We start from the raw sequence: 21,012 nt of genomic DNA, 5'->3' as shown, positions 1-21,012 counted from the left end.
CAAAGATCAACCGCGCAGATAGGCGACAAGCTGGCGGGTCGATCCATCCTTGCCACTGGCATCAGCTTTGCCTTCCAGAATGGGCTGCAAGGCCAGCGCCAGTTCCTTGCCCAGCTCCACCCCCCATTGATCGTAGGAATTGATCCCGAGGATCACGCCTTCGACAAACACGCGGTGTTCATAAAGCGCGATGATCTGGCCCAGCGTGAAGGGCGTCAGTTGCGGAATGGCCAGCGTGGTGGACGGCCGATTGCCCGGAAACACCCGGTGGCGGGCCTGACGTTCCAGTTCGGCCCCGGTCAGACCCTTTTTCGCCATGATGGCGCGGGCCTCTTCCAGACTGCGGCCCCGCATCAACGCCTCGGATTGGGCAAGGCAGTTTGAAACCAGCAGCAGATGATGGTGGGCCAGATCAGGTTCATGCCCTTGCCGCGCCACGATGAATTCGCAAGGGATGATCCGGGTGCCCTGATGGATCAGCTGGTAAAACGCATGCTGACCGTTGGTGCCGGGTTCCCCCCAGACCACCGGGCCGCAATGGAAGGGCAGATCGCTGCCATCCATGCTGACACGCTTGCCATTGCTTTCCATCTCCAACTGCTGAAGATAGGCAGGAAGCCGTGCAAGCCGCTGATCATAGGGCAAAACTGCCCGCGTGGCATGGCCGCAGACCTGATTGTGCCAGATCCCGACCAGGGCCATCAGAACCGGCAGGTTTTCCGCCAGCGGGGTCTGCCGGAAATGGGCATCCATATCGGCGCCGCCCTGCAGGAAGGCATCGAAATCCTCGGGGCCAATCGCCAGCATCAGCGCAAGTCCGATGGGCCCCCACATCGAATAGCGCCCGCCGACCCAATCCTCGAACCCGAAAACGCGTTCGGGATCAATGCCATATGCGGCGGTCTTGTCAGCCGCAGTTGACACGGCGGCAAATTGCGCGGCGGGGTTGGCCACCTTTTGGGCCATCCAGCGCCGCGCGGTATCGGCGTTGGTCATCGTCTCGATCGTGGTAAAGGTCTTGGAAGCCACGATGACCAGCGTGGTCTCCGGGTTCAGCCCCTTCAGCGTATCGGCAATATGCGCCCCATCGACATTCGACACGAAATGGCAGCGCGGCCCGTCGGCAAAGGGGGCCAGTGCCAAGGCAGCCATCGCCGGCCCAAGATCTGACCCGCCAATCCCGATATTCACCACATCGGTGATGCGGCCACCCTGCCCCTGAAACCGGCCCTCGCGCACATCACGGGCAAAGGCGCTGGCCCGCGCATGGGTTGCACGCAGCGCAGGCATCACATCGACGCCATCCAGAACCAGCGGCATATCCGGGTTGCGCAGCGCGACATGCAGCACAGCGCGGCCTTCGGTTTCATTGATCCGGGCACCGGAAAACATCCGTTCCCGATAGGTCGCAACGCCTGCCCCATCGGCCAGTTTTACAAGCAGATCAAAGGCCTGTGCATCGATCTGGGTTTTTGAGAAATCAAAGAGCAACGCCTCATGTCGGGCCGAAAAGCGCGCGGCGCGATCAGGATCGGCGGCAAACAGATCGCAGATCGTGGTCGCTTCATGCGCTGTGCGATGGGCCAGCAGGTCGTCAAAACGGGTTGGCATCAATACCTCCGAAGGATCAGGCCGCCCAATGGACGGTTGCGTCTTTGAGCAGGGCCGCGACGGGGGCGTCAAGGGGGCGCAGCGTGGCGGCACGGTCCAACGCCGCGCGCTTTTCTGCCCCGGTGATCAGGATATGAATGCGCATGGCCCCCGCCAGATGCGGTGCCGTCAGTGTGATGCGCGGCTCGCCCGCAGCCTCGGCCCGTAGCGCCATCAGGATCGGGGCATCCGGCGCCATGGCTTCGGCCAGACGGTCGGCCCCCGGGAACAGGCTTGCCGTATGCATGTCGGCCCCCATGCCCAGCAGAAGCACCGTGATCGGCAGATGCGGCGCAATCCCTTCGGCCAGCTCGTGCAGCACATCCTCGGGCTGCGGCGCGGGCTTGAAAAGCGGTATAAGTTTGGCGTGCAAAGCCTTGCCACGCAACAGTCTTTCCCGCAGAAGCCGCGTATTTGACCGGGGGCTGTCTTCCCCCACCCAGCGTTCGTCGTTCAGAAAGACCGACACCTTGGCCCAATCCAGATCGACGCCTGACAAAGTGTCGAAGATCGGCCCCGGTGTGGTGCCACCTGGCACGCAGAACGAGGCGTGGCCTTCGCGCCTTACCGTTTCAGACAATTCTGATGCGATGGCGTCAGCCAGCGACAACATCAGAAGTTCGCGGTCGGGATATTCGATCAGGTTCATTCTGAAATCTCACGCCAGCGGCGGCCATCGCGATGCATCAGCATCAGGGCATCTTCCGGGCCGGATGATCCAGCCTCATAGCGGGCCGGGCGGTCGCCGCGTGCCTCCCAGCCCTTGATCAGCGGATCAACCCAGGCCCAGGCGGCCTCCACCTCGTCGCCGCGCATGAACAGCGTCTGGTTGCCCCGGATCACATCCATGATCAGCCGCTCATAGGCATCGGGCATATCGGCCCCTTCTGCACCCAGAACCGTGGCAAAGCTCATGTCCAGCGGCACCTGGGTCAGACGCATGCCGCCCGGCCCCGGTTCCTTGATCATCACCTTCAGGTTCATCCCCTCGTTCGGCTGCAGACGGATCACCAGCACGTTTTCCCGCCAGCCCGGCGCATCGTCAAAGATCGAATGCGGCGGCTCCTTGAAGGTGATGGCAATTTCGCTGGTGCGGGCGCGCAGGCGTTTACCCGTGCGCAGATAGAAGGGCGTGCCCTTCCAGCGCCAGTTGGCCAGATGCACCTTGAGCGCCACATAGCTTTCGGTGCGGCTGTCAGGGTTTTCGCTGTCTTCCAGATAGCCGCCCTCGCCCTTGGACCCGACATATTGGCCGCGTACCACATCGGTCAGTTCCACCGGTTGCAGCGCGCGGATGACCTTGAGCTTTTCATCCCGCACGGCATCGGGATCAAAGTGGTAGGGCGGTTCCATCGCAATCAGGCACAACAGTTGCATCAGGTGGTTTTGCACCATGTCGCGCATCGCACCCGATTTGTCATAATAGGCCCCGCGCCCTTCGACCCCGACGGTTTCGGCCACCGTGATCTGGACATGGTCGATGAACTGGCTGTTCCACAGCGGCTCGAACAGGATATTGGCGAAGCGCACCGCCATCAGGTTCTGCACGGTTTCCTTGCCCAGATAGTGGTCGATCCGGTAAATCTGGCTTTCGCTGAAATGGCTGGCCAGCGTCGCGTTCAGGGCGCGTGCCGTGGCCAGATCGCGGCCAAAGGGCTTTTCCACCACGATGCGGCTTTGTGCATCGGCAATCCCGTGCAGATGCAGCCGTTCGGCAATTTCGCCAAACAGGCTGGGCGCAACCGAGAAATAGAAGGCGCGGATCAGGCCGGGGCGCACAAGCCCCTTGAGTTCTGACCAACCTGCCTCGCCCGAGGCATCAATGGCGACGTAATCCAGCATCGCCAAAAATTCCGCAATCGGCCCGGGTTGGCGCTTGTCGGCAGCCACGAATTCCTCGATCGCTTCGGCCACCTGTGCGCGGAAACCCGCGCCATCCATCGCGCTGCGTGCAGCCCCGATGATGCGGCTGCCCGATGGGATCTGGCCTGACAGATAGCGGCGATAAAGCCCCGGAAGGATCTTGCGCCGGGCCAGATCGCCCGTGGCACCGAATATCACGAGATCGAAGATCTCAACCGGAATGACGCGCGAAACCATGGCTCTCCTCGCTCGGCTCGTCTGCCCCGCGGGGGGCGGTTGCTGCGCCAAATGTGTTAGCGCTAACGCAAGAGCGTATTAGCCCCTCATCCTGCAAAAGTCTAGCATCGCTTTCCGAATTGCGGAACTGCCCGCATCGCGCCACCGGGGGATATGCCGCTACGCCTCGTCCATGACCTGCCAGCGTACCGATTTCAGCCCCGGCTCAACGGCAAGGCGCGACACCAGTTGTTCAAGATCATGTTCGGTCTTGGTGACCGCCGAGACATCGGCCACCAACCGGACCGAGTCGCCCCCGTCGATCCGTTCCAGCGCCAGTTCGGCCACCTGCCAGCCCCCCATGCCAAGTGTCCGCATCATCAGCGTCCGCACATCGCTTTCCCGCTCTGGTCCGCAGGCGATCGCCACGCTGTAATGCCGCAAGGCCGCGCCCTTGGCACCGGTCTTGCGCTTGAGCCATTGAACAAATGGCCGAAGCCCGAGGTTCACAAAGACAACCAGCGCCGTCGTCACCAGTGCATGGGCCCAATAGCCACCCCCCGCCAGCACCCCGACCGCCGCAGCGCACCACATGGTCGCAGCCGTAGTCAGGCCATGCACATTCAGCCCGTCGCGAAAAATGATCCCGGCCCCGAGAAAGCCGATCCCCGACACGACCTGCGCCGCCACCCGGCTTGGGCTGGTGTCTGTATCATGTGTCATGGAAAACACCACAAAGGCGGCGGCCCCCAGGGCAACCAGCGCATTGGTACGCAGGCCCGCCTTGCGCTGCCGGATCTGGCGCTCCATCCCGATCAGGGCACCGCATCCAAGCGCGACTGACATGTTGAAGGTTGCCGCTGCCAGACTGACCAACATCGCCCGCTCCGCCATTGTGGAAGGGCACTATAGGCAGAGGTGTCGCGAAATGTAACAGATTTACGACAAAAACATGACGATAGCGTCAGGCTTCCAGCTCGGCGTCCCAGTACAGATAATCCAGCCAACTGTCATGCAGGTGGTTTGGCGGAAAGCGGCGGCCATGGGCCTGCATCTCTTCAGCCGTAGGCGCACGCGGGATCTTGGCCAGCCGCATGCCCATCTGCTTCAGGGTCTTGCTCCCTTTCTTCAGATTGCAGGGGCTGCAGGCCGCCACAACATTTTCCCAGCTTGTGATGCCACCGCGCGACCGGGGCAGCACATGGTCAAAGGTCAGATCCCCCTTCGATCCGCAATACTGGCAGCAGAATTCATCCCTCAGAAAAAGATTGAAGCGCGTGAATGCCACGCGCTTCTGGGGTTTGACGAATTCTTTCAGCACAACGACCGAAGGTATGCGAAACTCTGCCCTCTGGCTTCGAACCGTCGCGTCATATTCGGCAAGGATCTGAACCCGGTCCAGACAGACCGCCTTGATCGCTTCCTGCCAGGGCCAGAGGCTGAGCGGATAATAGGACAGCGGGCGAAAATCCGCATTCAAGACCAGCGCCGGATACTGCCGAAGACTCGCCGGTTCCCGCACGAAGGAAGTTCTGAAATCGCCGTCCATGCCGCTAACAACTCCGCCTTTGTCCCGCAAACCGCCACCGGCCTGCAAAGGCGGGCGAACCCGCCCTGACAGGAGAAACTATATATGGCGTTTGCACCCTGACAAGCCCCATGCTGTCGCGGTTCTTGTCGCAGCCAAAAGTGACGCCCGCATGACAGATCAGCGCGTTTCCTTTGGGCGCAATGCAAACCAGATGAGCGATCCACCGGCGAGGATCAGGAAGGGCAGCATCGCCATGTTCACGGCCGACCAGCCGGCCTGCACCGACCCGCCCGCACAATTCATCAACCCGCCCGAGGCGAAGGAGGCGACCGACACGCCGCCAAAGACGATGAAGTCATTCAACCCCTGCATGGTGCCACGTTCGCTGGGGGCGTGATGGGCCGCCAGCATGGTGGTGGCACCGATAAAGCCGAAATTCCAGCCAATGCCCAAAAGGATCAGGGCAATGTAGAATTTCTCAAGCTCCACCCCGCTCATGGCCACCGCACCAGCTGCGGCCAGAATGGTCAGGCCAAGGGCGATCACCTTTTCCACGCCCAGACGGGCGATGATATGGCCGGTCACGAAACTCGGGGCATACATGGCCAGCACATGGGCCGATACGATATTGGCCGCATCCGAGGTTTCAAAACCGCAGCCAACCACCGCCAGGGGGGATGAGGTCATCACCAGATTCATCAGGGCGTAAGACACGGTCGCACAGATCACCGCCACCGCAATCGCCGGATCGCGGATCAGCGCGCCCCTTGTGCGGCCCACGGGGGCGCCGGCGCTGCGTGGCACGGGTTTCGGGATCTGCAGCCCGGCAAACAGGAACAGGCCAAACAGGTTCAGCCCGATCACCGCCAGATAGCTGCCAAGGAAGGGCACCACCAGCGCCTGCGCTGTCAGGTTCACCAGTTGCGGCCCGAAGACGGCCGAGGCCAACCCCCCCGCCATGACCCCGGAAATCGCCTTGGGCCGGAATGCGTCGGACGCCATGTCGGCGGCTGCAAAGCGATAGAAGCCCTGCGCCGACATATAGCCACCGGTAAACAGGCTGGCCGCCGAAAACAGCCAGAACGACCCGATCTGCAACCCCCAGGCCGCCAGCATCGCCCCCACCGCCCCGGCCAGCGCGCCGATCACGAATCCGGTGCGCCGCCCCCATCGCTGCATGATCGCGCTCAGGGGCTGGGCCCAGAGCATGGACCCGATCACCGTCAGCGTGATGGGCAGCGTGGCCCAGCAGGGATTGCTGGCCAGCGATGACCCGGCAAGCCCGGCAATGGTGAAGATCACCGGCATCTGCGCGCCCAACACCGCCTGCGCGGCGATCAGGACCCACATGTTGCGGCGCGCGAGGCGGTCATCGGTCTGGATCTGGCTCATGGCGCGAGGTAATCGGCTGTCGCGCCCTTGTGCAAGGCCGAAATCCGCCGCACCCTGCCGCCAAAAGCGGGGGAACACCATGGTCGGGCGCATCATCACGGATCAGGCCGATATTGCCGAGGGGATGGAATGGCTGTCACGCCATGACAAGAGATTTGCGCAGGCCTATGAATTGACAGGTGAATTGCCGTTGCGACGCAAGCCGGAAGGCTTTGCCGAACTCTTGTCCGCGATTGTCAGCCAACAGGTTTCCACCGCCTCGGCCGCGGCAATCTGGGGGCGGCTGCAGACCGCAGGTCTGGTGACCCCTGCTGCCATCCGCGCCGGCAGTGACGAGGATCTGCGCAATTGCGGCCTGTCGCGCCCGAAACTGCGCTATGCCCGCGCGCTGTCGGAGGCGGAACTCGATTTCGATGCGCTGCGCAGCTTGCCCGATGAACAGGTGATCGCCCGGCTGATCGCCCTGCCCGGTATCGGTGCCTGGACGGCGGAGATCTATGCGATGTTCAGCCTGGGCCGGGCTGATGTCTTTGCCCATGCCGATCTGGCACTGCAAGAAGGTGCGCGCGGGTTGTTGTCGCTGGAGGCACGGCCCAACGAACGCCAGATGCGCGCCATCGCCGCCGCATGGTCGCCATGGCGGGCGGTTGCGGCGCGGCTGCTCTGGGCCTACTACCGTGTGTTGAAACAGCGCGAGGGCGTCAGATGACACAGCAACTGGAATCGCGGCGCAAGGCGCCGAAGTCGGGCAAGGTGCGCTCGATGGTGGTGTTCGTGCATGGCTATGGGGCGGATGGGGATGATCTGCTTGGTCTGGCCGATCCCCTGGCCCCGCATCTGCCCGATACGGTGTTCTACAGCCCCAATGCCCCGCAGCCCTGCGCCAACAACCCATTCGGCTATCAGTGGTTTCCGATCCCTTGGCTGGATGGCAGCAGCCACCAGGCCGCCGAGGCGGGCATGGCCACGTCGGTTACCCTGCTGAACGCCTTTCTGGATGCCAGACTGGCCGAGGAAGGCCTGCCCCCCGAGGCACTGGCATTGGTCGGGTTTTCGCAAGGGACGATGATGAGCCTGCATATCGCCCCCCGCCGCGATCAGGCGATTGCCGGGGTGGTGGGGTTTTCGGGGCGGCTGTTGAAGCCGGAACTTCTGGCGGCCGAGGCCAAGGTCAAGCCGCCGGTCCTGCTTGCCCATGGCGATGCCGATCAGATGGTGCCCTTTGACGACATGGGCAAGGCGGGCGAGGCGCTCGCCGCCGCCGGGTTCGAGGTTTATGGCCATGTGATGGAGGGCACCGGTCACGGTATCGCGCCGGACGGGTTGCAGATCGCCCTGTCCTTCCTGCACGACAAACTGCCGAAATGACCCTCTGCTGACCAGATTTGCGTCCGGTGTTCTGATGCCCCCAGTGATCCTGTTTGCCAGTGCTGTGTTTCCCGGCCAGTTCACCGGGCTCTGCGCCCATCTGAACCAGACCGGGCTGGCCGAGGCGCATTTCCTGACGACGCCCGGCAACGTGGCCCGCTATGGGGCACAGCATGCCAACCTGCTGCCCTTTACGCCCGATGGCGATTACACCAAGACCCACTATTACTATGCGGCCAAGACCGAACGCTCGGCCCGGCTGTCGCGCGGCCTGCTCAAGGCTGTGCGCGCCTTCAGCGCCACCAGGCGCCCCGATCTGATTGTCTGCCACGGGCTTTGGGCCCCGCCGATGTTCCTGTATGACGAGGTTGATACGCCCATTGTCAGCTATCTGGAGTTTCCCAGTTATCGCGCCCATGGCTGGCAGGCAGACTATCCGCCCGATGAAAGCCAGCGGCTGACGGACCGCAACATGGAAATGCTCAGCCTGCATCAGGTGCTGCGATCGGCGCTGACCATCGTGCCTTCGGCCTATGCGCGCAGCCTGTTTCCACCGGAACTGCAGCCGCGCATCGCCGTTCAGTTCGAAGGGTTCCAGATCGAACCCACGCCCGCACCTGCCCCCCGCAGCGATGACCGGCCGGTGATCGGCTTTGCCGCCCGTGATCTAAGCAGTGCCAAAGGGTTTGAAATCTTCATCCGTCTGGCCGACCGGATGATCCGCGACGGTGATCCGGCCCGTTTCATCGCCATCGGTGATCCGGCTGCAACCACCTATGGCTATGAGCAGCAACTCGTGCAGCGCCGCCATGGCGCGGGCACCAGCTTTCGCGATCATCTGCTGGACCGCTACCCCGCCGCCCGCGCGGTGGAATTTCCGGGCCGCCTGCCCTATGCCGAATATGCGCAACTGCTGCACGGGATCGACCTGTTTCTCTATCCGCTGCGCCACGGGGTCGCCAATTGGGGGCTGATGGAGATCATGGCGCGCGGGCGGGCGGTGATCGGGTCAGACCAATGCTTTCTGCCCGAACTGATCCGCCATGGCGAAAACGGGCTGCTCTTGCCCGATGACGATGATCTTTGGCTGCGCGAGATCCGCCGCCTGTTGGCCGATCCGGCCGAACGCGCGCGGCTTGGCGCGGGGGCTGCCGGGTCAGGCAGCGCCTATCGGATGGACAAGGTGGCGCCGCGCTACATGGCACTGTTTGAACGGGCCATGGCCACCGGAAATCGCGGCGGTGCCGCATGGGACAGGGGATGACCATGTTGAGGCTGGCACGAGATCAGGACGCGGCTTTCATCACCGAGGTCTGGACCCGGGCCGAGAATGCCATGTTCCTGCCGCCCCCCGATCCGGGCGAGGTGGTCGAACATATCGTCCTTGGCCATGCCTTTCTCTGGACGGCCCCGGATCGGCCCTTGGGATTTGCCACGATCAATCTGTGGGATCCGGGCAATGACGGCATTTCGGTCATCGCGATGGATCGGCCCGGGAACGGCGCTGGACGGGAATTTCTGTCGGCCCTGGTGGATCATCTTTTCGCCGATCCGGGCACCAACCGTGTCGGGCTGGACACCGCAGCCGACAATCACCGCGCGATGGCAGTCTTTGCCCGGCTGGGTTTTGTCGCCGAGGGTATGTTTCGCGAATGTTGGCGCAGGCCCGATGGGCTCTGGGTCGATTGCCCGCATTTTTCGATCCTGCGGCGGGAATGGCTGGCCCGAAAGGGCTGACCCTTGCCCCGGATCAGAAGCGACCCGTCAATGACTGCCACAGCAGGCGCCTGCGTCGGGTGAATTCGGGCAGGATCAGCGCGCCCGCAGCAACCCGGCCCGGCTCGGCCACAGCCATGTCCAGCACAGGCCGCGTCAGCACCGCGCCAAGGGCCGCACCTCGGGCCACCCCCGCCCCGCGCGCTGCGGCCAGCCGGTCAAGCCCTGCGCGGGCCAAGGCGGCAACCGCCTCGGTCCGGCCATCCACCAGCGGGATGCGGCCCAGCTCCTCCAACCGCGGAACCGCCCGCAGGTAATTGGCCAGCGCCGCAGCGGCCCCCAGTGACCGCGCCGCGCCATCTGCGGCGGCATTGCCCCCAAGCGCCCGATGTGCCAGCAGCATCAGCGCCCCGCCCGTATCCTCCAGATAGGCCCAAAGTGCGGCCTCATCCGCATGGGGATCGCGGTAGATGTCCCATCGCCGCGCTGCGACCATGGCCACAAAGGGCGCAAGCGGCAGCGCGCGGCTGCGGATCAGCACGCCCAGGGGGCTTGCCACCTCATGCGGGGCGGCGGGGCCAGATGCCTCGGCCTCGATCACATCATGCCACCATTGCAGCCGCATTTCGGCGATCATCGCTTCCTTGCTCGCCCAGGGCGCGCGGGCCAGTTCCGCGTTGAACGCGTACAGAGTGAAGAGCGTCGCACGGTCGCCGGGATCAGCCGCCATCGCCGCCGCAAAGCGTTCAGGATCGGCCCGTTCGACCAGCGCCGCACAGGCCGCCGTTGTGTTCTCCCCCGTCATGCGGCAGGTGCCACATGATCGCGGATCAGCTTCCACTGGATCGCCTCCAGCAGCGCCTCGAAACTGGCATCCACGATGTTGGGGCTGACCCCCACGGTGGACCAGCGCCGCCCCTGCCCGTCTTCGCTGTCGATGATCACACGCGTCACGGCCTCGGTCCCGCCCTGGGTGATGCGGACCTTGAAATCGACCAGTTTCATGTCGTCGATACAGGCCTGATAGGGGCCAAGATCCTTGCCAAGCGCCTTGGCCAGCGCATTGACCGGGCCACGGTCCGACCCGTCAAGATCCATGCTGTCCGAAACCGACATGACCTTTTCGCCGCCGATCTTCACCACGACCACCGCCTCGGACAGGCTGACCATGTCGTTATACTTGTTCTTGCGCCGCTCCACGGTCACGCGATAGCGCTTCACCTCGAAGAATTCGGGGCACAGCCCAAGCGCGCGGCGGGCCAGCAATTCGAAACTGGCCTGCGCACCGTCATAGGCATAGCCCTCATCCTCGCGCGTCTTGATCTGGTCCAGAATGGCCGACAGACGCGGATCGCCCGGCGCCACCTCGACCCCTGCTGCCGCAAGACGGGCGCGCAGGTTGGATTGCCCGGCCTGATTGGACATCGGGATCACCCGGGCATTACCCACCAGACCCGGATCGACATGTTCATAGGTGGTGGGGTCTTTCAGGATCGCGCTGGCATGCAGCCCTGCCTTGTGGGAAAAGGCCGAAGCCCCGATATAGGGGGCCGACCGCAAGGGCACGCGGTTCAGGATATCATCCAGCATCCGCGAGGTTTTCAGCAATCCGGCCAGCGCCGCCGGGGTGATGCCGGTTTCAAATCGGCTGGCAAAGGGTTCCTTCAGCAGCAGCGTCGGAATCAGCGTCGTCAGATTGGCATTGCCGCAGCGTTCGCCCAGCCCGTTCAGCGTGCCCTGCACCTGCCGCGCGCCCGCCCGCACCGCCGCCAGGCTGTTGGCAACCGCATTGCCGGTATCATCGTGGCAATGGATGCCCAGCCGGTCGCCCGGGATGCCTGCCGCAATCACCGCCGCCGTGATCGCGCCCACCTCTTCGGGCAGGGTGCCGCCATTGGTATCGCACAGCACGATCCAGCGCGCCCCCGCATCGCGGGCCGCCATCAGGCAGCGCAGCGCATAATCGGGATTGGCCTTGTAGCCATCAAAGAAATGTTCGGCATCCAGCATCGCCTCGCGTCCCTTGGCAATGACATGGGCGATGGAGGCGCGGATGTTCTCGACATTTTCGTCCAGCGTGATGCCAAGCGCGGTGGTCACATGGAAATCATGGCTCTTGCCCACCAGACAGACGGCAGGCGTGCCGGCATCCAGAACGGCGGCCAGAACATCATCATTTTCGGCGCTGCGTCCGGCGCGTTTGGTCATGCCAAACGCCGTAAAGGTCGCGCGGGTCTGCGGGCGGGCGGCGAAGAAATCGCTGTCGGTGGGGTTGGCACCGGGCCAGCCACCTTCGATATAGTCCACCCCCAGATCATCCAGCGCCTGGGCGATCTGCAGCTTTTCGGGCATGGAAAACTGCACGCCCTGCGTTTGCTGGCCATCGCGCAGCGTGGTGTCGAAAAGATAAAGGCGCTCGCGCATCGGGCTGGCTTTCTGGTGGTTCCGGGCAGGTTTAGGGATCAGTCTTCATCCACCACGCGAAACAGCGCGGGAACTGCGGGACAGGGCCGCATTTCGTTGCGGATCACATCCGACAGCCGGGTCTGGTGCAGAAAGACATAGACATGGGCCGAAAGCCCCTCCCACAACCGGTTGGTCAGCGATTGCGCCCGCGACCCCGACACGGCCCCCGTGGCCCCCGCGCCGGTATGCATGGCGTTCACGGTTTCCTCGACCGCCTCCATCACTTCGGACACGCGGATTTCTGCGGGCGATCTGGCCAGACGATAGCCGCCACCCGGGCCGCGCACCGCCTCGACCAACTGTGCCCGGCGCAGCTTGACGAAAAGCTGTTCCAGATAGGGCAGCGAGATGTCCTGACGTTTGGAAATTTCGGCCAGCGATACCAGCTCGTCCGGCTTTGCCAGCGCCAGATCGGCCAGCGCCACCATGGCATAGCGCCCCTTCGTCGAGAGTTTCATCGCCCCGCCCCCCAAATCCATTGACGCAAGGCCCCGGGGCGCTTAACTCACGTCAACCCCCACTGGCCAGGCCAGATGGACTTAATTCAACCGCCCGGATTGCGCAATCACCATGGGCGGGACAGGACAAAAAGGCGACGAAATGCCCGAAGTGATCTTTGCCGGCCCCGAAGGCCGTCTGGAAGGCCGTTATCACCCGCAGAAGGAACGTGACGCCCCCATCGCCATCATCCTGCATCCGCATCCGCAGTTCGGCGGCACGATGAACAACAAGGTCGTCTACAACCTGCACTATGCCTTTCACAATCTGGGCTTCACCGTGCTGCGTTTCAACTTCCGCGGCGTGGGGCGCAGCCAGGGCGAATATGATCAGGGCATTGGCGAATTGTCGGATGCGGCCAGCGCGCTGGATTACCTGCAATCGATGAACCAGAACGCCAAGCATTGCTGGGTTGCCGGCTTCAGCTTTGGCGCATGGATCGGGATGCAGCTGTTGATGCGGCGGCCCGAGATCACCGGTTTTGTCAGCGTCTCTCCGCCGGCAAATATGTATGATTTCAGCTTCCTTGCGCCCTGCCCGTCTTCCGGGCTCATCATCAACGGGACCGCTGACCGGGTTGCCCCGCCGAAGGATACGGTGGGGCTTGTCAACAAGCTGCATGAACAGAAGGGCATCACCATCACCCATGAACAGGTGGAAGGTGCCGACCACTTCTTCAGCAATGAAGACGCCCATATGAAGCCGATGATCGAAACGGTTTCGGGCTATGTGAAGCGCCGTCTGGGCGAAGGAACCCGCTGAGATGAGCGTGACCGAGGCGCTTGCCGACAAACTGGCCGAAGATGTCTTGGCCGCGCAGGATGAAATGGGCAATGACCGTTTCTATCTGGAGGTCGCCAAGATGCTTTCAACCGTATCGCCGTCGATGGAAGAAGGCTTTCTGACGGCGATGCGGGTGCGTCTGGCCGAACGGCGGGGGCGCGAATTCCTGAACCGCCGCCTTGAAAGCCATCGCAAGACCGGTGGCTAAGGGTTGCGGCGCGGCCAAGGCTCGCGTATCGGTTGAAACATGACCCAATCTGACCGTTTGGCCGCGCAATTTGCCTTTCTGAACACTGCCGACCGCCTGAAATCGGTGGATCGCGCCAATGTGCTGATGTCCTTGGCGCGGCCCGAAAACTCGGCGGAACATAGCTGGCATCTGGCGCTTTATGCGCTGGTCATGGCTGATCTGGAACCCGGGGCTGATGCCGACCGGGTGATCGCCATGATGTTGCTGCATGATCTGGTCGAAATCGAGGTGGGCGACCATCCGATCAACGAAGACCACGATTTTGCCGCCGTGGCGCTGGCAGAACAGGCGGCGGCGGATCGGCTGTTCGGTCTGTTGCCTGCGGATCAGGGCACGAAACTGCTGGCGCTGTGGCGCGAATTCGAGGCAGGGCAGACATCTGACGCCCGCTTTGCCAAGCGGCTGGACCATGCGCAGCCGTTGTTTCAGGTGCTGCAGGCCGAAGCCCCGCTGGACGATCACAAACAGGTGGTGCGCGACAACATCGCCCGGGGGCGCTGCGCCCGTTTTGCCCAGGAATGGCCCGAAGTTCATGCCTTGGTGGCGGCCTGGGTTGATGGGCACCCCGCGCCGCCCGGCACTTCGCCCGATCTTCTGGCCCGGCTGGCCTTTCTCGCCGAAGCGGACAAGTTGAAATCGGTCTATCGCGCGACCACGCTGGTCGATGGATCGCGGCACGAAAATTCGGGCGAACACAGTTGGCATCTGGCGCTTTATGCGCTTGCCCTTGCCGAACATGCCGCGCCGGGTGTCGATATCGCCCGCGTGATCCGCATGTTGATCCTGCATGATCTGGTGGAAATCGACGTGGGCGATGTGCCGATCCATTCCGCCAATGGCATGGCCCATGGATCGACCGAGACACAGGCCGCCGAATCCCGCGCCGCGGATCGCATTTTTGGATTGCTTCCCGTGGCGTTGCGAGCCGAACTTCGTGCGATATGGGAAGAATTCGAAGCTGCCGAAACCCCGGATGCCGTCTTTGCCAAATCGCTGGATCGGGTGCAGCCGGTGCTGGCCAACCTGATGTCGGGGGGCGGCACCTGGGTCACCTATGGGGTCACCTGGGACCAGTTGCAAAGCCGCGTCGGGCAAAAGGTGGCGCGTGGTGCGCCCGAGGTTTGGGATTGGGTCGCTGCGCAGGCCAAAGGCTGGTTTGCGGCTTCTCGCTGACGACTGCGTCGAATTCGGTATACATCGGCATACCGCACTTCCCAAGCCGCTGTTTTTCCGCTATGCAGCGGGCATCCGAATCCTCAACCTGAAAAGGCCAGGCGCATGACCAAGATCAAGGTGGCGAACCCCATCGTGGAGATGGACGGCGATGAAATGACCCGGATCATCTGGGATTTCATCAAGAAGAAGCTGATCCTGCCCTATCTGGACGTGGACCTGCTCTATTACGATCTGGGCATCGAAGAGCGTGACCGCACCAATGACCAGATCACCATCGACAGCGCCATGAAGACCAAAGAGGTCGGCGTTGCGGTGAAATGCGCCACCATCACCCCTGATGAACAGCGCGTCGAGGAATTCAACCTCAAGCAAATGTGGAAATCGCCGAACGGCACCATCCGCAACATCCTGGGCGGCGTGATCTTCCGCGAGCCGATCATCTGCAAGAACGTGCCGCGTCTGGTGCCAGGCTGGACCCAGCCGATCGTTGTCGGTCGCCATGCCTTTGGTGACCAATACCGCGCCACCGACTTCCGCTTCCCCGGCAAGGGCAAGCTGACGATGAAATTCGTGGGCGAAGACGGCACCGTGATCGAGAAAGACGTGTTCGATGCGCCCGCCGCTGGCGTGGCCATGGGCATGTACAACCTCGACCAGTCGATCATCGACTTCGCGCGTTCGTCGATGAACTATGGCCTGATGAAGGGCTGGCCGGTCTATCTCTCGACCAAGAACACCATTCTGAAGGCCTATGACGGCCGCTTCAAGGATCTGTTCCAGAAGGTCTATGAGGAAGAATTTGCCGACAAGTTCAAGGCGGCAGGCATCCATTACGAACATCGCCTGATCGACGACATGGTGGCCTCGGCGCTGAAATGGTCGGGCGGCTATGTCTGGGCCTGCAAGAACTACGATGGCGACGTGCAGTCGGACACCGTGGCGCAGGGCTTCGGCTCGCTTGGTCTGATGACCTCGGTGCTGATGACGCCCGATGGCAAGATCGTGGAGGCCGAGGCCGCCCACGGCACCGTGACCCGTCACTATCGCCAGCACCAGCAGGGCAAGGAAACCTCGACCAACTCCATCGCGTCGATCTTCGCTTGGACCGGCGGGTTGAAGCACCGCGCCAAGCTGGATGGCAACGAGGCGCTGGCCCGTTTCGCCACCACGCTGGAAAAGGTTTGCGTGCAGACCGTGGAAGACGGCTGGATGACCAAGGACCTGGCGCTGCTGGTTGGCCCTGATCAGAAGTGGCTGACCACCATGGGCTATCTGGAAAAGGTGGACGAGTATCTGAACAAGGCACTCGCTGGCTGATCCCGGCGACGGATGTTCTACAGAAGGGCGGCCCCGTAGGGCTGCCCTTTTTGCATGTCTGCCATGCCTGCGCGGAAGAGCCCGCCGGATTGACGGAATTTAGGTCAGAATATATGACCCATGCCGACAGGAGGCCCGCATGACCGACACCCACCGACATTCCGCATTGGAAGATGCGCAGGGCATCGCCTTTGGCGTCAGCATGGCGGCGCTTGGCATGCATATCCTGACGCATATGGGCTTTGTCACCGGGCAGACCACGGGTATCGCCGTGCTGATCGCCCATCTGACCGGGCTGCCCTTTCCGCTGGTCTATTTTGGCGTCACACTGCCCTTTCTGGGCCTTGGCTGGCGGCGCATGGGCTGGCGCTTCGCTGCGAAAACCCTGATCACCACGGCGGCCCTGTCCGGCATGGTGGCCCTGCTGCCCGGCTGGGTGGAACTGGGGCGGATGGACCCGGTGGTCGCGGCCTGCCTGTTCGGCATGCTGTTCGGCATTGCGGGTCTGGCCGTGGTGCGCCATGGCGGAAGTTTCGGGGGCATTTCGGTGCTTTGGCTGGAATTGCAGGACCGGACCGGCTTTGCCGCCGGTCATGCGCAGCTTCTGTCAGACCTGGTGATCTTTGCGCTGGCCGCCTTCATCCTGCCCTGGGACATTCTGGCCTACAGTTTCATCGGGGCGGCCGTGTTTGCGCTGTTTCTGGCGGTCAACCACCGCCGCGACCGCTATGTCGCAGCCTGAGCCTCTGGCCCTTTTGCGCCACGCAGGGTAAGCCCGCGCCATGACCGACCCCAAGACCCATTCCCTGATCGAAGATGCGCAAGGCCTGGCCTTTGGCGCGACCATGGCCGCCTTCGGCATTCTGGTGCTGACCCATCTTGGCCTTGTCACCGGGCAGACGGCGGGGCTGGCGGTGCTGATTTCCTATGCCACGGGCTGGGGGTTCGGGCCGGTGTTCTTTGCCATCAACATCCCCTTCTATCTGCTGGGCTGGTGGCGCATGGGATGGGCCTTCACGGTCAAGACCTTTGTGGCGGTCGCCGCCCTGTCGGGGCTGACCATGGTCATGCCCGGCTGGGTCAGCTTTGCCACACTGAACCCGGTTTTCGGCGCGGTGCTGTTCGGCTTTCTGTCGGGTGCTGCCCTGCTGGCGCTGTTTCGCCATGGCGCCTCGCTGGGGGGCATCGGCATTGTCGCGCTGATGCTGCAGGACCGGCTAGGCTGGCGCGCGGGATGGGTGCAACTGGGGTTCGATGCCCTGCTTTTTGCCGCCGCCCTTGCCCTGCGCGATCTGCCGACGGTTGCACTGTCCTTCCTTGGCGCGCTGGTGGTGAACCTTGTGATCGCCATCAACCACCGCCGCGACCGCTATATCGCGACCTGACATACAGGTTTCACTGGCCTTTCCCCGCGCCCTCCTGTAAGGCCGCGCCAAACCATATTTGTGAAAGAGACCCCTCCGATGGAGCTTCGCAACATCGCGATCATCGCGCACGTTGACCATGGCAAGACCACGCTGGTGGACGAACTGCTGAAACAGTCCGGCACCTATCGCGACAATCAGGCCACCACCGAACGCGCGATGGACAGCAATGACATCGAACGCGAGCGTGGGATTACCATCCTTGCCAAGGCCACATCGGTGGAATGGAACGGCACCCGCATCAATATCGTCGATACGCCCGGACACGCCGATTTCGGCGGCGAGGTGGAGCGCATCCTGAACATGGTCGATGGTGTGGTGCTGCTGGTGGATGCCGCCGAAGGCCCGATGCCGCAGACCAAATTCGTGACCTCCAAGGCCTTGGCCCTTGGCCTGCGCCCGATCGTGGTGCTGAACAAGGTCGACAAGCCCGATGCCGAACCCGACCGCGCGCTGAACGAAGTTTTCGATCTGTTTGCCAATCTTGGCGCAACCGATGAACAGCTGGATTTCCCGCATCTTTACGCCTCGGGCCGTGCTGGCTGGGCGGATGAAGGGCTGGATGGCCCGCGCAAGGATCTGTCGGCCCTGTTCGAACTGGTCGTGCGCCATGTGCCCGCGCCCAAGCAGCTGGCCAAGGCGGATGAGCCCTTCCAGATGCTGGCCACCACGCTGTCGGCCGACCCGTTCATCGGCCGCATCCTGACCGGCCGTGTCGAGGCGGGCACGCTGAAGGTCGGCGCGTCGCTGAAGGCGCTGACCCGCACGGGTGAGCGGATCGAACAGTTCCGCGTGACCAAGATCCTGGCTTTCCGTGGCCTGTCGCAGCAGCCGATCGACGAGGCCGTGGCGGGTGACATCGTGACCATCGCGGGCATGACCAAGGCCACCGTGGCCGACACGCTCTGCGATCTGTCGGTTGAAACCGCACTGCCCGCACAGCCCATTGACCCGCCGACCATCTCGGTCACCTTTGGCATCAATGACAGCCCGCTGGCCGGGAAAGACGGCAACAAGGTGCAAAGCCGGGTGATCCGCGAACGCCTGCTGCGCGAATCCGAGGTGAACGTCGCGATCAAGGTTGAAGACACCCCGGGTGGCGAGGCGTTCATCGTTTCGGGCCGTGGCGAATTGCAGATGGGCGTGCTTATCGAAAACATGCGCCGCGAAGGGTTCGAACTGTCGATCTCGCGCCCGCGCGTGATCTTCAAGGAAGAAAACGGCGTGCGCATGGAACCGGTGGAAGAGGTCATCGTCGATGTCGATGACGAATATTCCGGCGCGGTGATCGACAAGCTGACCGGCGAACGCAAGGGCGATCTGGTCGAGATGAAACCGGCAGGTGTCGGCAAGACCCGTATTGTGGCCCATGTGCCGTCGCGCGGTCTGATCGGCTATCACGGTCAGTTCCTGACCGATACCCGGGGCACCGGCGTGCTGAACCGCATCTTCCATGGCTGGGTGGCGCATAAGGGCCCGATCCAGGGCCGCCGTCAGGGCGTTCTGATCAGCATGGAGAACGGCATCTCGGTCTCTTACGCGCTGTGGAACCTGGAAGATCGCGGCAAGATGTTCATCGGCGCGCAGGAAGCTGTCTATGTCGGCATGATCATCGGCGAACATTCGCGTGACAACGATCTGGAAGTGAACCCGCTGAAGGGTAAGAAGCTGACCAACGTGCGCGCCAGCGGAACTGACGAAGCCGTCCGCCTGACGCCGCCGGTGCGCATGTCGCTGGAAGAGGCGATTGCCTATATCGATGATGACGAACTGGTGGAAGTCACGCCCAAGATCGTGCGCCTGCGCAAGCGCGAGCTTGACCCGCATGAACGCAAGCGCCAGTCGCGCAACGAATAAGCCGCGTCAGTGGTGCAAGACAAAGACAAAGACAAAGGGGCGGGAAATTTCCCGCCCCTTTGTCAATCTCTGGGGGCCAATCAGGCCGCCGCCGCCAGCCGACAGGGCAGGAAGGGCAGCACCGTCACCTCGGCCCCGTCGAAAATACAGAAGCTTGAGGGCGGCACGGCTTCCCACCCGTCTTCATTGCTTTCCAGCGGTTCGGACACGATGGCCCGGCCGCCGCGCGTATCTGACCAGCGGTGATAAAGCGTGGGGGCCAGATCATCGGTGGCATAGCGCATCGCATATAGCCGCGTGCCGTCCGACATGGCCACCGTCAGGCGCAGATGCGGTAGCGCGCCCTTGTCCCGCGCCAGCCGGATGAACCGCGCCGCCGCCCGTTCCATGGCGCCATGCGGGTCGTCCTCCAACCCTTCGGCCAAGGCCACCAGAAACAGCGCCTCGCTGTCGGTCGCGCCCTTGCGAACCGGGTAAAGCGCATCCGGGATCATCATGTCGGCATCGCGGCGGAACTGTTCATAGCCGCCCACCTGACCGTTATGCATGAAGGACCAGCGGCCATGGGTAAAGGGATGGCAGTTGTTGCGGCTGGTGGCCGTTCCGGTCGAGGCGCGGACATGGGCCAGGAACAGCCCCGACCGCACGGTGGAGACAAGGCTGCGCAGGTTCGGGTCGCTCCAGGCAGGCATGACATCGCGATACAGGCCCGGTTCCCGCTTGTCGCCATACCAGGCGATGCCGAAGCCATCGGCGTTGATCGCGGTCTTGCATTCGGTGGCGCAATGGCTCTGATGGATCAACGAATGGCCGGGGCGGCTGACGATGTCCTCCAGAAAGATCGGCGTTCCGATATAGGCGGCCCAACGGCACATCTTAGTGCCCCCCCTTGCGCGACATGACTGACACTTGCACGATACCTGCCCGTTTCTGCTGTTTGCCCTATTGTAAAGGATATGTGGCAGAAATGAAGACCGGATTATCGGCGCTTCGGGCTGGCCATGTGGCAATTTTCCCGCCATAGTTCCAGATATGGAGAAACTTGACCACCTCGATCGCCGCATCCTCAACATCCTGCAACGTGATGCGGGATTGTCGCTTGAAGATCTGGGGGACCGGGTCGGCCTGTCGCGCAATGCGGTCTGGCGGCGGGTCAAGGCGCTGGAAGAAGCTGGCGTGATCCGCGCCCGCGTCGCGCTGCTGGACCCGGACAAGCTGGGGCTGGGGCTGACCGTGTTCATGATGATCAAGGCCGAACGCCACACACCCGATTGGCTGGACCGGTTCACCCGGGCCACGCGCGACATGCCGGAAATTCTGGGGGCTTATCGGATGACCGGCGATCTGGATTACCTGATCCGGGCGCGCGTGGCCGATGTGAAGGCCTATGACCGGCTTTACAAGGATCTGATCGCCCGCGTCGATCTGCATGACGTTTCCGCCAGCTTCGTGATGGAGGAAACCAAGGAAACCACCGCCCTGCCCGTCTGACGATCAGACTTGGG

General features: G+C 62.9%; 22 protein-coding genes. 12 read left to right on the top strand and 10 right to left on the bottom strand.

The window, feature by feature from the left end; translation table 11 throughout:
* Positions 1-6 precede the first annotated feature (6 nt).
* The 6 genes from pgi to V6590_RS01755 form a co-directional block, all read right to left on the bottom strand.
* Entirely contained in the window at positions 7-1,611 is a 1,605-nt protein-coding gene (gene pgi, locus V6590_RS01780) for a glucose-6-phosphate isomerase (protein WP_335418635.1), read from the bottom strand.
* A 16-nt stretch (positions 1,612-1,627) separates the two neighbouring features.
* The gene (gene pgl / locus V6590_RS01775; protein WP_335418632.1) at positions 1,628-2,299 is read right to left on the bottom strand and encodes a 6-phosphogluconolactonase; all 672 of its coding nucleotides are present in this window, start codon (positions 2,297-2,299) and stop codon (positions 1,628-1,630) included.
* A complete protein-coding gene (gene zwf / locus V6590_RS01770) occupies positions 2,296-3,750 on the bottom strand; it encodes a glucose-6-phosphate dehydrogenase (protein WP_335418628.1) in 1,455 nt (484 codons plus the stop codon). Before zwf ends, pgl begins: the two co-directional genes overlap by 4 nt.
* Positions 3,751-3,909: 159 nt before the next feature.
* Complete coding sequence (locus tag V6590_RS01765) at positions 3,910-4,608, bottom strand: MgtC/SapB family protein (protein WP_335418625.1); 699 nt, start codon at positions 4,606-4,608, stop codon at positions 3,910-3,912.
* Positions 4,609-4,693: 85 nt separating this feature from the next.
* On the bottom strand, positions 4,694-5,278 hold the full coding sequence (locus V6590_RS01760; protein WP_335418622.1) for an HNH endonuclease: 585 nt from the start codon (positions 5,276-5,278) through the stop codon (positions 4,694-4,696).
* A gap of 159 nt (positions 5,279-5,437) precedes the next feature.
* Complete coding sequence (locus V6590_RS01755; RefSeq protein ID WP_335418620.1) at positions 5,438-6,652, bottom strand: MFS transporter; 1,215 nt, start codon at positions 6,650-6,652, stop codon at positions 5,438-5,440.
* A gap of 79 nt (positions 6,653-6,731) precedes the next feature.
* Between V6590_RS01755 and V6590_RS01750 the strand changes: the two genes are divergently transcribed.
* Genes V6590_RS01750 through V6590_RS01735 form a run of 4 tightly spaced genes read left to right on the top strand, consistent with a single transcriptional unit; the run spans position 6,732 to position 9,757 of the window.
* Positions 6,732-7,361 carry a DNA-3-methyladenine glycosylase family protein gene (locus V6590_RS01750; protein ID WP_335418616.1) on the top strand — a complete coding sequence of 210 codons (630 nt, stop codon included), beginning with the start codon at positions 6,732-6,734 and terminating at the stop codon, positions 7,359-7,361.
* A complete protein-coding gene (locus V6590_RS01745) occupies positions 7,358-8,020 on the top strand; it encodes an alpha/beta hydrolase (RefSeq protein ID WP_335418613.1) in 663 nt (220 codons plus the stop codon). Before V6590_RS01750 ends, V6590_RS01745 begins: the two co-directional genes overlap by 4 nt.
* A gap of 34 nt (positions 8,021-8,054) precedes the next feature.
* A complete protein-coding gene (locus V6590_RS01740; protein ID WP_335418611.1) occupies positions 8,055-9,284 on the top strand; it encodes a glycosyltransferase in 1,230 nt (409 codons plus the stop codon).
* Complete coding sequence (locus V6590_RS01735; RefSeq protein ID WP_335418608.1) at positions 9,281-9,757, top strand: GNAT family N-acetyltransferase; 477 nt, start codon at positions 9,281-9,283, stop codon at positions 9,755-9,757. The genes V6590_RS01740 and V6590_RS01735 overlap by 4 nt, the downstream gene beginning before the upstream one ends.
* Before the next feature lie 13 nt (positions 9,758-9,770).
* Here V6590_RS01735 and V6590_RS01730 read toward each other — a convergent pair whose 3' ends face one another.
* Genes V6590_RS01730 through iscR form a run of 3 tightly spaced genes read right to left on the bottom strand, consistent with a single transcriptional unit; the run spans position 9,771 to position 12,660 of the window.
* Entirely contained in the window at positions 9,771-10,541 is a 771-nt protein-coding gene (locus V6590_RS01730) for a squalene/phytoene synthase family protein (RefSeq protein WP_335418605.1), read from the bottom strand.
* Positions 10,538-12,160, bottom strand: a complete 1,623-nt coding sequence (gene cimA, locus V6590_RS01725; RefSeq protein WP_335418602.1) for a citramalate synthase — start codon at positions 12,158-12,160, stop codon at positions 10,538-10,540. The genes V6590_RS01730 and cimA overlap by 4 nt, the downstream gene beginning before the upstream one ends.
* A 38-nt stretch (positions 12,161-12,198) precedes the next feature.
* Entirely contained in the window at positions 12,199-12,660 is a 462-nt protein-coding gene (gene iscR / locus V6590_RS01720) for a Fe-S cluster assembly transcriptional regulator IscR (protein ID WP_335418597.1), read from the bottom strand.
* Positions 12,661-12,802: 142 nt separating this feature from the next.
* Between iscR and V6590_RS01715 the strand changes: the two genes are divergently transcribed.
* From V6590_RS01715 to typA, 7 genes are all read left to right on the top strand, one after another.
* Complete coding sequence (locus V6590_RS01715; protein WP_335418594.1) at positions 12,803-13,462, top strand: alpha/beta hydrolase; 660 nt, start codon at positions 12,803-12,805, stop codon at positions 13,460-13,462.
* Between the two features lies 1 nt (position 13,463).
* Positions 13,464-13,691, top strand: coding sequence for a hypothetical protein (locus V6590_RS01710; protein ID WP_335418591.1), 228 nt, complete (start codon positions 13,464-13,466; stop codon positions 13,689-13,691).
* A 39-nt stretch (positions 13,692-13,730) separates the two neighbouring features.
* Positions 13,731-14,906: an HD domain-containing protein gene (locus V6590_RS01705; RefSeq protein ID WP_335418588.1), complete on the top strand. Its 1,176-nt coding sequence runs from the start codon at positions 13,731-13,733 to the stop codon at positions 14,904-14,906.
* A 105-nt stretch (positions 14,907-15,011) separates the two neighbouring features.
* Positions 15,012-16,226 (top strand): NADP-dependent isocitrate dehydrogenase, encoded by a 1,215-nt coding sequence (locus tag V6590_RS01700; RefSeq protein WP_335418586.1) that lies wholly within the window; start codon positions 15,012-15,014, stop codon positions 16,224-16,226.
* Between the two features lie 139 nt (positions 16,227-16,365).
* Positions 16,366-16,968, top strand: a complete 603-nt coding sequence (locus V6590_RS01695; RefSeq protein ID WP_335418581.1) for a YitT family protein — start codon at positions 16,366-16,368, stop codon at positions 16,966-16,968.
* 40 nt (positions 16,969-17,008) lie between these two features.
* Positions 17,009-17,611, top strand: coding sequence for a YitT family protein (locus V6590_RS01690; protein ID WP_335418579.1), 603 nt, complete (start codon positions 17,009-17,011; stop codon positions 17,609-17,611).
* A gap of 78 nt (positions 17,612-17,689) precedes the next feature.
* Entirely contained in the window at positions 17,690-19,507 is a 1,818-nt protein-coding gene (gene typA, locus V6590_RS01685; RefSeq protein WP_335418576.1) for a translational GTPase TypA, read from the top strand.
* An 80-nt stretch (positions 19,508-19,587) separates the two neighbouring features.
* Here typA and V6590_RS01680 read toward each other — a convergent pair whose 3' ends face one another.
* On the bottom strand, positions 19,588-20,382 hold the full coding sequence (locus tag V6590_RS01680; protein WP_335418573.1) for a class II glutamine amidotransferase: 795 nt from the start codon (positions 20,380-20,382) through the stop codon (positions 19,588-19,590).
* 157 nt (positions 20,383-20,539) lie between these two features.
* Between V6590_RS01680 and V6590_RS01675 the strand changes: the two genes are divergently transcribed.
* Positions 20,540-20,998, top strand: coding sequence for an Lrp/AsnC family transcriptional regulator (locus V6590_RS01675; protein WP_335418571.1), 459 nt, complete (start codon positions 20,540-20,542; stop codon positions 20,996-20,998).
* The last annotated feature ends 14 nt before the right edge of the window (positions 20,999-21,012 follow it).

The sequence above is a fragment of the Gemmobacter denitrificans genome (assembly GCF_036964905.1).
GTDB classification, from domain to species: Bacteria; Pseudomonadota; Alphaproteobacteria; order Rhodobacterales; family Rhodobacteraceae; genus Gemmobacter; species Gemmobacter denitrificans.
This window is presented reverse-complemented; position numbering and strand designations above follow the sequence as displayed.

Coding starts and splice junctions, on each gene's coding strand:
- pgi (WP_335418635.1), bottom strand. CDS start 1,611: ATGCCAACCCGTTTTGACGACCTGCTGGCCCATCGCACAGCGCATGAA.
- pgl (WP_335418632.1), bottom strand. CDS start 2,299: ATGAACCTGATCGAATATCCCGACCGCGAACTTCTGATGTTGTCGCTG.
- zwf (WP_335418628.1), bottom strand. CDS start 3,750: ATGGTTTCGCGCGTCATTCCGGTTGAGATCTTCGATCTCGTGATATTC.
- V6590_RS01765 (WP_335418625.1), bottom strand. CDS start 4,608: ATGTTGGTCAGTCTGGCAGCGGCAACCTTCAACATGTCAGTCGCGCTT.
- V6590_RS01760 (WP_335418622.1), bottom strand. CDS start 5,278: ATGGACGGCGATTTCAGAACTTCCTTCGTGCGGGAACCGGCGAGTCTT.
- V6590_RS01755 (WP_335418620.1), bottom strand. CDS start 6,652: ATGAGCCAGATCCAGACCGATGACCGCCTCGCGCGCCGCAACATGTGG.
- V6590_RS01750 (WP_335418616.1), top strand. CDS start 6,732: ATGGTCGGGCGCATCATCACGGATCAGGCCGATATTGCCGAGGGGATG.
- V6590_RS01745 (WP_335418613.1), top strand. CDS start 7,358: ATGACACAGCAACTGGAATCGCGGCGCAAGGCGCCGAAGTCGGGCAAG.
- V6590_RS01740 (WP_335418611.1), top strand. CDS start 8,055: ATGCCCCCAGTGATCCTGTTTGCCAGTGCTGTGTTTCCCGGCCAGTTC.
- V6590_RS01735 (WP_335418608.1), top strand. CDS start 9,281: ATGACCATGTTGAGGCTGGCACGAGATCAGGACGCGGCTTTCATCACC.
- V6590_RS01730 (WP_335418605.1), bottom strand. CDS start 10,541: ATGACGGGGGAGAACACAACGGCGGCCTGTGCGGCGCTGGTCGAACGG.
- cimA (WP_335418602.1), bottom strand. CDS start 12,160: ATGCGCGAGCGCCTTTATCTTTTCGACACCACGCTGCGCGATGGCCAG.
- iscR (WP_335418597.1), bottom strand. CDS start 12,660: ATGAAACTCTCGACGAAGGGGCGCTATGCCATGGTGGCGCTGGCCGAT.
- V6590_RS01715 (WP_335418594.1), top strand. CDS start 12,803: ATGCCCGAAGTGATCTTTGCCGGCCCCGAAGGCCGTCTGGAAGGCCGT.
- V6590_RS01710 (WP_335418591.1), top strand. CDS start 13,464: ATGAGCGTGACCGAGGCGCTTGCCGACAAACTGGCCGAAGATGTCTTG.
- V6590_RS01705 (WP_335418588.1), top strand. CDS start 13,731: ATGACCCAATCTGACCGTTTGGCCGCGCAATTTGCCTTTCTGAACACT.
- V6590_RS01700 (WP_335418586.1), top strand. CDS start 15,012: ATGACCAAGATCAAGGTGGCGAACCCCATCGTGGAGATGGACGGCGAT.
- V6590_RS01695 (WP_335418581.1), top strand. CDS start 16,366: ATGACCGACACCCACCGACATTCCGCATTGGAAGATGCGCAGGGCATC.
- V6590_RS01690 (WP_335418579.1), top strand. CDS start 17,009: ATGACCGACCCCAAGACCCATTCCCTGATCGAAGATGCGCAAGGCCTG.
- typA (WP_335418576.1), top strand. CDS start 17,690: ATGGAGCTTCGCAACATCGCGATCATCGCGCACGTTGACCATGGCAAG.
- V6590_RS01680 (WP_335418573.1), bottom strand. CDS start 20,382: ATGTGCCGTTGGGCCGCCTATATCGGAACGCCGATCTTTCTGGAGGAC.
- V6590_RS01675 (WP_335418571.1), top strand. CDS start 20,540: ATGGAGAAACTTGACCACCTCGATCGCCGCATCCTCAACATCCTGCAA.